General features: G+C 62.0%; 8 protein-coding genes. 6 read left to right on the forward strand and 2 right to left on the reverse strand.

Annotated elements, in window-relative coordinates; genetic code table 11:
• The first annotated feature begins 3 nt into the window (after positions 1-3).
• Entirely contained in the window at positions 4-1,644 is a 1,641-nt protein-coding gene (locus HKD28_RS00435; RefSeq protein ID WP_194266444.1) for a tetratricopeptide repeat protein, read from the forward strand.
• Here HKD28_RS00435 and HKD28_RS00440 read toward each other — a convergent pair.
• Together HKD28_RS00440 and HKD28_RS00445 are read right to left on the reverse strand one after the other, a co-directional pair.
• A complete protein-coding gene (locus HKD28_RS00440; RefSeq protein ID WP_194266445.1) occupies positions 1,641-5,786 on the reverse strand; it encodes a translocation/assembly module TamB domain-containing protein in 4,146 nt (1,381 codons plus the stop codon). The genes HKD28_RS00435 and HKD28_RS00440 overlap by 4 nt on opposite strands.
• Complete coding sequence (locus HKD28_RS00445) at positions 5,786-7,942, reverse strand: autotransporter assembly complex protein TamA (protein WP_328748492.1); 2,157 nt, start codon at positions 7,940-7,942, stop codon at positions 5,786-5,788. Before HKD28_RS00445 ends, HKD28_RS00440 begins: the two co-directional genes overlap by 1 nt.
• Before the next feature lie 219 nt (positions 7,943-8,161).
• On the opposite strand from HKD28_RS00445, the gene HKD28_RS00450 reads away from it, so the two are divergent.
• The 5 genes from HKD28_RS00450 (at position 8,162) to HKD28_RS00470 (ending at position 13,388) form a co-directional block, all read left to right on the forward strand.
• Positions 8,162-9,118 carry a lysophospholipid acyltransferase family protein gene (locus HKD28_RS00450; protein ID WP_194266446.1) on the forward strand — a complete coding sequence of 319 codons (957 nt, stop codon included), beginning with the start codon at positions 8,162-8,164 and terminating at the stop codon, positions 9,116-9,118.
• Positions 9,119-9,390: 272 nt separating this feature from the next.
• A complete protein-coding gene (gene miaB / locus HKD28_RS00455) occupies positions 9,391-10,791 on the forward strand; it encodes a tRNA (N6-isopentenyl adenosine(37)-C2)-methylthiotransferase MiaB (RefSeq protein WP_194266774.1) in 1,401 nt (466 codons plus the stop codon).
• The gene (locus HKD28_RS00460; protein ID WP_194266447.1) at positions 10,785-11,969 is read left to right on the forward strand and encodes a PhoH family protein; all 1,185 of its coding nucleotides are present in this window, start codon (positions 10,785-10,787) and stop codon (positions 11,967-11,969) included. The genes miaB and HKD28_RS00460 overlap by 7 nt, the downstream gene beginning before the upstream one ends.
• Positions 11,938-12,444 (forward strand): rRNA maturation RNase YbeY, encoded by a 507-nt coding sequence (gene ybeY, locus HKD28_RS00465; protein WP_194266448.1) that lies wholly within the window; start codon positions 11,938-11,940, stop codon positions 12,442-12,444. The genes HKD28_RS00460 and ybeY overlap by 32 nt, the downstream gene beginning before the upstream one ends.
• Positions 12,441-13,388 carry a hemolysin family protein gene (locus HKD28_RS00470; protein WP_194266449.1) on the forward strand — a complete coding sequence of 316 codons (948 nt, stop codon included), beginning with the start codon at positions 12,441-12,443 and terminating at the stop codon, positions 13,386-13,388. Before ybeY ends, HKD28_RS00470 begins: the two co-directional genes overlap by 4 nt.
• Positions 13,389-13,402 lie beyond the last annotated feature (14 nt).

Below are 13,402 nucleotides of genomic sequence, written 5' to 3' on the forward strand. Positions count from 1 at the left end.
CGCATGTCCGACAGTCTGGACAAATCCGCCCTCGATACTCCGGTCCCCACGATCGAGGACAACCAGCCTGACCCATCGGACATTCTGAACCGCGCACAAAACGCCATGACCCGTGGCGCTCCGGAAGAAGCACTTGCCATAGCGCGCGCGCCTCTTGATGGAACGCCTGAAATCCCGGCCCTGCATTACGTCAGGGCGCGGGCATATTTTCATCTTCGCCGCTATCAGGACTGCGCGGTGGAGCTTGAAGAGGCCAGTACGAATACAGGGCCTCATGCGATTTCCCTGCTGCTGGATGAAGCTGTTGCCATGCGGCGGCGGGACGATCTTGTCCCGCTTCTGAAAATCTGCCGCAAGCGCAAGCCTGACGATTTTCGCCTGATGAATGCCGGAGCCGCCGTCCTGATCCAGCTTGCGCGGTTTGATGAGGCCGAACTGCTCCTGCGCCTGAGCCTGCAACGGCGCCCCGAAGATCCGTCCACCCTCAATCTGCTCGCTTTGCTCCTGACAGAAACCGGCCGCTTCGACAGCGCGCTTTCAGTAATGAACCGTTTGCGGGACGCGGACCCGCAGGATTGGGAACCGCTCTGCAATATGGCCTGCATTCTCAGCAACATGGGCCGGATGGAAGAAGCCGCCAATCTGTACCGGCAGGCCGTTCCGATGGCGCCCCAGAATGCCCGCCTGCGCCTGAACCATTCTATCACCATGCTCAAAAGCGGCCGGATGGCTCAGGGCTGGACAGAGCATGAATGGCGCTTCGGTCTCCCCGGCCATACCAGCATGCCGCTGGATCGCCTGTTGCCCAACATTTCTCCATCACTGGACCTGAGGGGCAAGCGCGTCCTCATCACGCAGGAGGAAGGTTTAGGCGATACGCTTATGTATCTGCGCTACATCCCGCCCCTCGCCCGTACGGGTGCCATTATTCATATCTGGGGTACGGAAACGCTGGCTGCGATCTGCGACCGCGTGGCCGGGGTTTCGGAAGTGCAGTTCGGTGGTGAGACGCCCGATTATGACTATCACTGCCCGTTCATCAGCCTGCCCCGCGCTTTTTCGGGAACGCCGGATGCCATGGGAGCGCCTGTTCCCTATCTCAGCGCCGATCGCCGGAAGGCCGAAGCATGGCGCCAGCGGTTTCAGGACGATCACAAGTTGAGGGTCGGGCTGGTCTGGGCCGGTGCGGCGCGGCCCGAAGATACGGCGGCGCTTATGGTGGATCGCCAGCGCTCCATGCCACTCTCGGAACTTGCGCCCCTGGCAGGGATTGAAGGTGTGAGCTTTTATTCCCTTCAGAAAGACACCCCAGCCGAACAGATCCCGGATTTTCCGGCCGCGCTGGTAAATGTCATGCCAGACTGTCACACGATGGATGACACGGCGGCCCTGATGGTGAATCTCGACATCATCGTCTCGGTCGATACGTCAGCCGTTCATCTGGCCGGGGGCTTGGGCAAGCCCGTCATCATGATGGACCGCATCAACAACTGCTGGCGCTGGCTGCACGGGCGGGACGACACGCCCTGGTATCCACAGATGCGGATCGTCCGCCAGACCCGTTTTCAGGACTGGTCGGACGTTGTGGCGCGGGTCAAACAGCTTCTCGAAGACGCCGTTACTGCCCGCCGCCACAAACCTTAGTAACTGTAGCCATAGGACAGGCCGATGCTCGATCCCGGATCGTTTTCCGGCGTCGTGAAGCCCGTGACCTGACCACCCGTCCCGACCGTCGTGTTGAACTTCAGCCGCTTCGTCAAGTCGATCTGCACCTGAGCCTGCGTGCCCGAGCCGGATGTCGCCTGTTTGGCGCCAACATAGACGCCCTTCATGACGTATTTTCCGGCCTCGACACTGGTGCCCCCGTTATCGACACCGCTGCCCCCGCCAACAGCCAGACGATCCAGTCCCAGCAGGTTCTGAACCTTGGCCAGCGGATCGAACGCCGAACCGCCTGCAAGCTGCACCACCGCCGCACCCAGTTCCGCAAGCTGCGTGGTGGAGAGCGAATGGGTGTCTGTTCCGAACAGCAGAATGGACAGTACCTGATCGCGCGGCAGGCTGGGCGAGGAGACGAAATCCAGTTTCGGTGCGCTGGCATAGCCCGTCACCAGAAGGCTTGCGAGCGTGCCACTGGCATTGCGGTCCGCCCGGAAATCCAGCGTCGGATCGAGTTTATGGTTCACGCCCGAGCCGTTGAACGCCACGCGCCCGTTCGTGAAGTTGAGGTTGATCCCACCCAGATTGAAATTGCCGCGCTTGAGATCAAACCCACCATTGATCAGAGGCACCGCACTTGTCCCACGAATCCGCAGACGGCCCTGCATTTCAGCGAACACACCGTGCCCGCGCACGAAGAACTCGCCGGGCGAAATCACATCCACGCCCAGTCCGATGATCAGGCTTGATCCCGTCCCGGAGGCTGGCTTCTGCCCCGGACGGATCACGTCCAACTGCGGCACGGAGGCGGGCATGGAATTCGGAATATTGACGGTCGCGTTGGGAATATTGACCTTCCCGTCCACATCCAGTCGTGTCGTGGCCTGACCGTGAATGTGCAGATCGGTATTGATCGTCGCGGTCAGCAGTTCACTGGATACGGGACGGGCTTTGTCGGACGTAATGTGCAGATCAACGGGCAGATCGGGCCGGAAAGCTCCGACCGTGCCGTCGAGCGTGATCGTGCCGGGCCCTGCATGGGCGATGATGTGGTTGACGTTGATCGTATCCCCCGAGGCAACGAGCGCCCCGTTGATCCGGCTGAGATGCACGCCCTGCGCATAATTGTCGAAAGAGGCATTCTCCAGCCCGATCTGGCCTGACGCCCGCAGCTGCGCGGCTGTCCCTGCGACATTGAGGTTGATGCCGATTTTCCCGGCCACAGCCATGCCGTTCGCGCCCAGAACGGCATTTCCAACCGACAGATCGACATGGCCCGTGGTTGCAAGGGCGATCGCACCCGTTTTGGAAAGCGGCGCGGTTCCGCGGACTGCGAGCGCGACGGACGGGCCCGCACCAAATGTTGCATCCACCTTCGCGGACTGTCCCGCAAGGCCGATATTCGCGAGGATCTGCGCCGCTGGAAGGGACGCCGCCGGGCCGGTCTTCATCCGCAGATCACGCCCGTTCAGCGAGACCGTTCCGGTTGGTGCTTCCAGCGTGCCGCCCAGTTTCGCCGCAAGCGAGATTGCACCCGTGGCTGACAGATCCGGCGCAAAAGGCTTTGCGATGGCGGGTGTGAGGTGATCCAGCCGCGCCGTGAGCGCGAGTGCGGGCTTGAACGTGCCCGCAATATCAACCGTTGCGGGCGACACACCCTGCGGTGCGAGGGTCGCTACCAGATGATCCACGCCCATCACATCGCCAAACGATACCACCGCAGGGCGGCTCAGACGCAGGCTCTCTCCTTTAACCAGAGCCGCCAGTCGGCCGAGGCGCACTGTCTTTTCGGGGACGTTCAGGACAAGGGCGGTGTCGATATTGGCCGGGGCATCCATCACGTTCTGGAAAGCCGCATTCAGCGCGACGGCCATTGCGGTCTGGGGTCCCTTGATCGTGGCATGCGCCCTGCCCGTCATGGCCTGATAGCGCAGTCCGGCGAGATCCAGCACCAGAGAGGGTTCGGGCGCATCAATCGGGTTCGCGATGGTTCCGCTGACCTTGAGAGACTGGACGGCGGCCTGCGCCATCCCCAGCATGCCGTCCAGCCCGACCTTGACGACAGGCGGCGCGCCCTCGGTCTCCGTCGTGTGCAGTCCCAGCGTCAGATGGCCGGAAATCGCCTGCCCGATCAGGCGGCGGAAATCACCCAGATTGCGGATCGAGACATCCAGATCCCCGAGCGGGACCTTCGCCCCTTTCGGGAGGCGCAGCTTGCCTTTGCCGCTGAGGCTATTCCAGTCCAGCGTGTTGAGATCCAGATGGTATGCACCCGCGTCATCCTGCTGGAACGCGGTATCAAGCACCAGTGGCGCATGATCGAGCGTTCCCTTAGCCGTCAGCACACCTCCCGGATGAGATGGCAGATGCTGGACATCGGCATGGAGCGCCACAGGACCTTTCGCCACGTCTTTCGTGCCGAACTCCCCGCTCAGATCGGCTTTGACGGCCAGATCGTCGGTCGGGCCATCGGCCGTGGCGGTCAGCGTCGTATTGCCAAGAATGGCGGGGCTGGCCTTTGCAAGATCCGGAAGCTGAACGGAAGCCTTCGTCTGCATCCGGTTGCCATGCGCCATGTCGATCGCGGACGACACCAGCATGTGCAAGGCCGCCCCCTCCAGCGCGAAACTCTTCAGCGTCAGGACATTGGCTGGAGATTTCGCCAGATCGAGCGAGAACGTGCCGCTTTTACCGACCAAATTCAGGGCCTGCGGCTGCCCGCCAGTGATCGCAAGCGTTCCTGTGCTTTTCAGCGTCAGGTCATCCTGTTTCGTCACCGGCATGGCAAAATCGGTATGCAGTCCGGCTGTGCCGCTGAGATCCGTGCTGCCCATTGCCGCCAGCGGATGCAGATCCGGCAGAGCGAGGTCCAGCTGACCTTTCGGCGCAGGCTTCAGATCCGCCGTTGCCGCGGCGTGCAGGAGAGGATGATCCAGCTTCGCCACGACCGGGACAGAGGCCGCCAGCGGATGCGCCAGAACGTCCAGCGTCAGCGGTGCGGACGCCAGAAGCGTGGGCTGTGAACCCGGAATACGCAAGCCATCCAGCACAGCCGCCAGATGAGCGGTCGTGTCTTCGGGTCGTGTACCTTCCACACCGTCAAACCGCGCATGCAGATGCCCGATTCCGGCCCCTGCTGCGGTCAGGGCATCGATATCCAGCACGCCCTGACCGTTCGGCGCCATGAGCGGGCCATGTAGATCCGTGTCCAGCGCGATGCTGTTCCACGCAATGCCCGGACGCAGCGTCATGGACGGCGCATCCGCCTTCACATGCAGGTCCGCAACCATGCTCAGCAGGTTCATCGTTCCGCTGGCGACGGCCTTCACCGGCCCCGCCCCCAAACCGAAATCCAGCACAGCCGCCGTGAGCGGTCCGTTGAGATTCAGATGCAGATCCAGCGGGTCAAGCTGCGGCATCTGGCCCAGCGTGGTGGCAAAGCCGTTTTCACCTTCCTGATATCGCATGCCCACCGCGATGCGGTTTTTGGGCGTCTGGACACCAAGCGTCAGATTACCCGGCTGATCCAGCCGCTTCAGGGCCAGAGCGATGTCCATGACCGGGAGCGTACGCATCGTCACGCCGTCCAGAAACGGCGCGATGCTGTGGATATGGGCGTGTCCGTCCGCTGAAAAGACGGTCGGGGTGACGGTATAATCCGGGCTGATTTCCAGCCGCCCGACATGCAGCGATGCCAGATCGACCCGCAGATGCAGCTTTGACGGCGCAGTACTTGCAGGTGTCGGCTGCGCGGGCGCGGTGTCGGGAGCCGACACCATCTTGCGCAGAACGGTCACACGCGATGCGCTCAGGTTGGTAATCTTCGCATCCAGATGCAGCAGCGACAGCGGAGACCAGCGCAGATCCGCGTTGTCCAGTTCGATCCAGGGGCCTTTCTCATCCTTGATGAGGAGTTTCGTCACCGCGAGATGTTGCGGCAGAAAGCCTGAAAGCCCCGAAATCTCGACCATACCGCCTGTCAGCGGGCCGATTTTCTGTTCGATCAGCCGTTGCCCAACGGGCAGGTTGATCCCGACCAGAACTCCCGTAACCGCCACGACCACCAGCCCGGCAGGAACGATGACCAGACCGGCCGCGACACGGAGAAGAACCTTGCGAACCCGCATCAGAACGTCTCCCCGAGGCCGAAATACAGTTCCCATTTATCGCCCTGCGGCGGCCGGTTCATCGGAAGCGCCACGTCAACGCGGATCGGACCGATCGGCGTGAAATATCGTACGCCCCCACCATATCCGACCCGGAGCGTTCCCTGCCCCGGCCGTGATCCCGTTCCGACCTGCCCGGCATCCACGAAGCCGGCAAAACCCAGATTCATTGGCAGACGCTGACGGAATTCGACACTGCCCGCATCCATGGACGTCCCGCCGATCGCATATTTTGTGCGGCCGTATTGCGGCCCCACGCCCTGATAGCGGAAGCCGCGCACCGTTGCCGGGCCACCCGCATAGAGCCGCTGATCGGGCGGGATCTGATAGGTCGACGCGCCCTGCACGGAACCGACGATACCCCTGACTGCAATCACGCTACGGCCGGGTCTGGAAATCCCGAGATGGTGCAGATCGAAATAGGTCGAAGCCTGTGCGGAGAGAAGCGTGAAGAACGTCGATCCGCTTTCCAGAGATTCCGAGGGCGTGATGGACAGCGACGCCCGCACGCCGTGCGTGGCCGGGTCGATCGGATTGGACAGGCGCGTATTATCGAATGTCGCGTTCAAAGGCGCTGCAACGATGAAATAACTGCGTGTGTCGCCGAACTGTTTGATCTGTTCCTGCTCGCCCATCAGGCTGCCCGAGAGGTTCCAGTATTTCCCCACATGCCGGTTCAGCCCTGCGCGGGCGATGATGGCGGTCTGGTGGTAGGAATAGAGAAGCTGACGCACCCCTTCGAGGCGCACGCTCAGATTCTGTCCTTTCGACAGAAAGTCCGGCTTCATGAAATCCGCATAGACATCGTAGCCCAGCCCCTGCTGTGCGGAGCCGCCAAGCCCCGTGACCAGAGCTGTCAGTTTTAGCTGCTCGGCATTGCCGAACAGATTGTGATGCGTCCAGCTTGCCCCCAGACGGCCGCCAAGATCGGTCGAATAGCCAACTTCAGCCGAAAGCGTACGCCGCTTGGCTTCCTTGAAGCTGAACTCGATGGGCATGGCCTGAAGAATTCCCGGCATCAGGGTACGACTGGGCGGCAGGGTAATGATGGGCGGGGCATTGCGAACCTGCACGGACGCGAACACACCCGTACTCACCAGATCCTGACGCGCGGCCTCGATCCGGGAGGGGCGATACAGTTCGCCCTCTTTCAATTCCAGCCGGTTACGCAGGAAGCTCTGGTTGGTATGGACCAGCCCCTCCATTCCTATGGGACCAATCACCACCCTTGGCCCGCGCTGGACGCGGAACACGATGTCGAGCTTTTGTGCCTGAGGCTCCAGATAGGCCACGGGCGTCGAGACACTTGCGGTCGCGTAGCCGTCTTCCTGGAGCTGATTGAGAAGGGTGTTCTGAGCGGCCAAAACGGTCTCGGCCACTGCGGGCTGGCCGGAGGACAGATCAAACGCCTTACGCTCATCTGGTGCGAGCGTGACGGACTGAGACTGTGCAACGGCCTGCGCGAAGGTTACCGGAGCAGTGGCGGCAGAAGCGGCTTCGGTCGGGACTTTGGTTTTGGCTTTGGACGTGGAGGCCTTCGTGGTGGGCGCTTTCGCGATTTGAGAGCCTGCTACGGGTGCCGGTGCGACAGCCTTTTCGAGGGGCGCAAGGAGCGCGATGCTTCCAAGACTGAAGCGTGGCCCAAGAGTGGCGGAAATCGTGATGGCGACTTTCTGGTTTTTTTCCAGCGCCTTGAGAATATCCGGCAAGGATGGGTCCTTGCCGTTTACGACCCGCGTCCCGACCCTGACGCTGATCTGCACGGAACCCGCATAATATCCCTGCGATTCCAGCGCGATATTCACCCGGTCATAATCGCTGCGGATCCGCCCGGCGAGCGCATAGGCCCCGACGGCATGGGATGCCTGAAGGGACTCAAGCTGGGATGATGCGCTGATCGCGGCATCCAGTTCCGGATGCTTCGTGGGGGTCAGTGTCACGGTGTAAGGGATGGCGGGCTCGGAAGTTCCATCTGAAACCGGCTGAGCGGTCGCAGCCGTTTTGGGTGCCTTCGCATACAGGGGCAACGGCGCACAGAACACCGTTACGACACCCAGCATGCAGGACATCGAAACGACTGATACAGAATAAGAAACTGAGCGGCGGCCTGACTTCACCGTGCGTCCTGAAAATCTGTCTTGAGGGTATTTCCGGCCTGTAAAAGCCGGATACGGGCGCGCAGACCGAACGACAGGACTGCATAATCCGAGGAACCTTGCACGGCGCTCCCTGTCAAGCCCTCCATGGCGGAGACAGCCCGGAAAAATGCTCTGTTTGAAGGCGTGGAAACAAACAAGATTGTGTCGTCCCTGCGAAAACCGTATCACTCAGCACCCATGTCCCATCGTGATGCCAAGACCCCGAAGAGCCGACGCGGTCACAACCGTCCCGTCGTGGATGAAAATGCCGCCTTCCCGGCTTTTCAGCCGACAACATCCACATCCTTCTACAGCCGTCTACGCTGTGCGCTGCGCCTCTCCCTCGTCCTGATCTGGACGTTCTGGGCGTGCAGTCTTCAGGCCGTTCTGGTGCGTCTGCCCGGGCGGTTGAAAATCATGATGCCGCGCATTTACTGGAGAGGCGTGTGCCGGATTCTGGGCATCAAGACAAAAGTCATCGGCCAGAGCGCGGGTGGCGTCCGGACTGCAAAGGACGTCCGGAACGGCAAACGCCCGGTGGTGTTCGTGGCCAATCACTGCTCCTGGCTGGACATCGCCATTATCGGCAGCGAGCTTCCTGTCGTCTTTGTCGCCAAGGGCGAGGTCGGCAAATGGCCCCTCATCGGTACGGCGTCCCGTCTGGGCCGCACGATTTTCGTCAGCCGCAACCGTCAGGATACCGGCCGCGAGCTTCAGGAAATGGCCGCACATCTGTGGGATGGGGACGATATTGTTTTGTTCCCCGAAGGCACGTCCTCGGACGGCTCGCGCGTTCTGCCGTTCCTGTCGTCGTTTTTCGCGGTCGCGAAACCCGGACGTCTGGAAAAAGTCGGCCTGCCCAAGGCCCCGCCCGTTCTGATCCAGCCCGTTTCCGTCGTTTATGACAGTCTGGAAGGCCTGCCGGTCGGACGAAGTCGCCGGAATGTGTTTTCATGGTATGGCGACATGGACCTTGCGCCGCATCTCTGGTCCTTCGGCCAATGGCGGACCATGGGAGCATCTTTGATGCTGCATGAACCGATCACGCCGGATGAGTTCCTCTCCCGCAAGGACCTGTCCCGCGCGACGTACGAGGCCGTCAATACCGGCGCCGCAGACCTCCGCCGCGGCCAGCCCAAAGCGGCCGGGGCCTGAAATGCAGGCTGCAATCCAGTCTGCCATCAGGTTTATCTTGACTTGAAGCCTGCCTCCACGCCACTTTCGGATTATGACACGGCGGCAACCCGGCTTTCGTGTCCGGAGGTGGTATTACCCATTCAGGCCCGTCTGATCATCCGTCGGCCCGTTGTGCTCGGCCAGCCGTTCTCCGGAACAGGCTTGACCCCGAGGATGCCTGCCCCGATGTGTGTGCCTGATTCTGCCATTCCCGGACCGAGACCTTGACCGCCACGCCGACTTCCCCAGCCATGCCCGCTTCTTCCGATCCCGCGTCCGCCGTGCAGGCACCGCGCGGCCTTCATGTCATCACATGGGGCTGCCAGATGAACGTGTATGACAGCGCACGCATGGCCGATGTCCTGCGTCCGCTTGGATATGGTCCGGTCGAGCGTCCCGAAGACGCGGACATGGTCATTCTCAACACCTGTCACATTCGCGAACGGGCGACCGAAAAGGTCTTTTCCGAACTCGGACGCCTACGCAAAATCCGTGACGAGCGGATCGGCAACGGTCAGGATCGGACCATTATCGCGGTGGCAGGCTGCGTCGCACAGGCCGAGGGCGAGGTCATTCTCTCCCGCGCGCCTTATGTCGATCTGGTTCTCGGCCCGCAGACCTATCACAAACTGCCCGAAATGGTGGCCCGCGCCGCCCGTGCGGGTGGTGCGGTGATCGAGACGGACTTTCCGGTCGAGCAGAAATTCGATTTTCTGCCCACGGAAGCAGCTCCCCAGACGCAGGGCAATCTCACGGCGTTCCTCACCATTCAGGAAGGTTGTGACAAGTTCTGCTCGTTCTGCGTCGTGCCCTACACCCGTGGCGCGGAAACGAGTCGTCCGGTTTCTTCCGTTCTGGCGGAAGCGCGACGGATGGCTGAAAGTGGCGTGCGTGAAATCACGCTGCTCGGGCAGAACGTCAATGCCTATCATGGCGATGACGGCAACGGCGGCAGTGCGACGTTGGCGGGACTGGTCGAGCAGCTCGCACAGATCCCCGGTCTGGGCCGCATCCGCTACATGACGTCCCATCCCCGCGACGTGGATCAGAGCCTGATCGACGCGCATCGGGACAATCCGGCACTGATGCCATTCCTGCATCTGCCGGTGCAGAGCGGCTCGGACCGGATCCTCAAGGCCATGAACCGTGGCCACACGGCGGACGAATATCGCGAGAGCGTCCGCAAGCTGCGCGAAGCCCGCCCGGATCTGGCCCTGTCGTCCGATTTCATCGTCGGTCATCCCGGCGAGACGGAAGAAGATTTCGAAGCAACCATGCAGCTCGTGCGCGATATCGGTTTCGCCATGGCCTACAGTTTCAAATATTCTCCCCGTCCGGGCACCCCCGCCGCAGGCCAGCCGATGCAGGTGCCCGAGGACGTGAAGGACCGTCGTCTGGCTGAGTTGCAGGCGCTTCTGCGCGAACAGCAGGACGCCTTCAATGCCGACATGGTCGGGACGGTGCAGGAAATCCTGGTGACGAACCGGGGCCGCAAGCCCGGGCAAATCGCCGGACGTTCGCCTTACCTTCAGCCAGTTCACTTCGACGGCCCCGATCATCTGATCGGCTCCACCGTCAAGGTCGCCATCACCACACGCCGCACCAATTCCCTGGGCGGCACCCTGATCCGGGAGACAGCCTTCGCTTGCTGACAACGCACCCGACCCGTCCCGTCGCCACCAGCAGTGGCTCCGAAGGCAACCGCACCGTTGCCTTGCGTTTCAACGACAACATCCTGCTCCAGCGCCTGCTGGGAGACCATGACCGGCATCTCGTCCGATTGGAGGAAGGGTTCAACGTCAAGCTGTCCTGTCGTGGCAACAAGATTGCCATTTCCGGCGAAACGGACACGGTCGGGCGCGCGCAGGCGGCCATCATCGCGCTGTACAACCAGCTCGAACAGGGCGGTACGATTGATGCCTCGCAGGTCGATGGCGTCATTCGCCTGACGGCCCTCCCGAGCCGTCCGGAGCGTCCGGTCGATACACGGCAGGCCCGGCCGATTGCTTCGCAGGAGCCTCCTTCGCGCGGCAATGGCCAGCGCCGTCCGGAAAAGGGTCATGGCAAACCGCAAACGCTGCCTGCCGCTCCGTTCGGGGACCTACCCGCCATCCGGACCAAACGCGGTGTCATCGCGCCGCGCTCGCACGGTCAGGCCGCCTATATGGAAATGCTGGCCAATACCGACATGGTGTTCGGCATCGGTCCGGCTGGCACGGGCAAGACCTATCTCGCAGTCGCACAGGCCGTTGGCATGCTGCTCGCGGGACAGGTGGACCGGATCGTGCTGTCACGACCGGCCGTCGAAGCTGGTGAGCGCCTCGGCTTCCTGCCCGGCGATATGCGCGAAAAGATCGACCCCTATCTGCGCCCGCTTTACGACGCCCTGCATGACATGATGCCGGGCGATCAGGTGGTGCGCCGCATGGGGACGGGTGAGATCGAAGTGGCGCCGCTCGCCTTCATGCGTGGACGCACGCTTGCTCATTCCTACGTCATTCTGGACGAAGCCCAGAATACGACCGCAGCCCAGATGAAGATGTTCCTCACCCGCATGGGCGAAGGCACACGCATGGCCATTACGGGCGATCTGAGTCAGATCGACCTGCCGAATGGTGTATCATCCGGTCTGCGCGAAGCGGTCGAGACCCTCGAAGGCATCAAGGGAATCGGCATAACGCGTTTTTCTTCCGAAGATGTGGTGCGCCATCCGCTGGTTGCCCGTATCGTCGATGCCTATGAACAGAAAGCGCCAGCCCCCCGGGACGTGTTCCGGAACAGGCTGCGCCGGGAAAACAATGGAACCTCCAAGTCGACACGCCGGCACTGACATCATTATCGAGGACGCGCGCTGGCGCGCCTCGGTGCCGGGAACGGAGCGTGCAATCCGGCGCGCTCTCATCGCGGTCGCCCGTCAGGGCGGCCTCGATTTCACGCAGTCTCCGGCCCCTTCGATCCTTCTGGCAACGGACCGGGTCGTCAAGCGCCTCAATGCGCGCTTCCGGGACAGGAACAAGCCCACGAACGTCCTGACGTTCGAGCCGCTTTCGCCGGAGCATGGCGGAGACATCGTGCTGGGCTACGAAACTGTCCGCCGGGAAGCAGACGCCGCACGACGCTCGCTGAAGGCGCATCTGTCGCATCTTGTGGTGCATGGCGCATTGCATCTCGCTGGCTATGACCACCATCATCCCGGTGAAGCCCGGGAAATGGAGGGCATCGAAACCCGGACGCTCCGCTCCCTCGGCTTTGGCGATCCATGGCAGCAGGGCAACGGGCAGATGGCGGGGAGTGTCCGGATATGAGTGACGATACCAACGACCGCTTATCGGAAGAGTCGGGCAAAAGCCGCTCCTCACGCGGACTTTTCGGACTATTCAACCGTCGCAACCGCGATCAGGGCCTGCGCGAATCTATCGCGACCCTCGTTCACGAAGCCAGCCAGCCGACTGAGGATTCCAGCGACGAGCCCGAACTCGACCGGCAGGAACGTGCCCTCATCATGAACGTGCTGCGTCTGCGCGACATCACGGCGGATGACGTCATGATCCCGCGTGCAGACATCATTGCCATGCCCGAGGCCCTGCCTTTTCAAGAAGCGCTGGATCTGATGCGTCGGGAGAACCACTCCCGCCTTCCGGTCTATCGCGACCAGCTCGACGACATTGCGGGCATGATCCATGTGAAGGATCTGATTGCCTATGTCGGCGAACCGGACGCCTTCGACATCCGCCCGCTGCTCCGTCAGCCACTGATGATCGCGCCCACGATCCCGGTGCTGGACCTGCTGCTCCAGATGCGTCAGCGCCAGATGCACATGGCCCTCGTCATTGACGAATATGGCAGCATCGACGGGCTCGTGACGATCGAAGATCTGATTGAGACCATCGTTGGCGATATTTCGGACGAACATGATGACCCGGTGACGACCATGTGGGTGGAGCGTCCGGACGGGTCCTTCGATATCGACGCCCGCCTTCCCGTGCGGCAACTTGAGGAGCGGCTCGGCGCTGTCCTGACGGATGCCGAACGCGAAGCCGAAATCGAAACGGTGGGTGGTCTGGTGTTCCGTCTGGCCGAACATGTCCCGGCCCGGGACGAGGTTCTGACGCATGAAAGCGGTCTTGAATTCCGCGTTCTGGATGCGGATGCCCGGCATATCCGTGCCCTGCGAATGCGGGTTCCGGAAGGCTGGGAAAACAAGCCTCTTCCCGCTCTCAAGACACAGGAAGACGACCGGGGCTCTTGACGGAGCCGCGCGTT

The organism is Gluconobacter cadivus, from assembly GCF_015244745.1.
Taxonomy (GTDB): domain Bacteria; phylum Pseudomonadota; class Alphaproteobacteria; order Acetobacterales; family Acetobacteraceae; genus Gluconobacter; species Gluconobacter cadivus.

Bases quoted from the DNA above. Each gene is read 5' to 3' on its own strand.
- HKD28_RS00435 (WP_194266444.1), top strand. From the start codon at position 4: ATGTCCGACAGTCTGGACAAATCCGCCCTCGATACTCCGGTCCCCACG.
- HKD28_RS00440 (WP_194266445.1), bottom strand. From the start codon at position 5,786: ATGCGGGTTCGCAAGGTTCTTCTCCGTGTCGCGGCCGGTCTGGTCATC.
- HKD28_RS00450 (WP_194266446.1), top strand. From the start codon at position 8,162: ATGTCCCATCGTGATGCCAAGACCCCGAAGAGCCGACGCGGTCACAAC.
- miaB (WP_194266774.1), top strand. From the start codon at position 9,391: ATGCCCGCTTCTTCCGATCCCGCGTCCGCCGTGCAGGCACCGCGCGGC.
- ybeY (WP_194266448.1), top strand. From the start codon at position 11,938: ATGGAACCTCCAAGTCGACACGCCGGCACTGACATCATTATCGAGGAC.
- HKD28_RS00470 (WP_194266449.1), top strand. From the start codon at position 12,441: ATGAGTGACGATACCAACGACCGCTTATCGGAAGAGTCGGGCAAAAGC.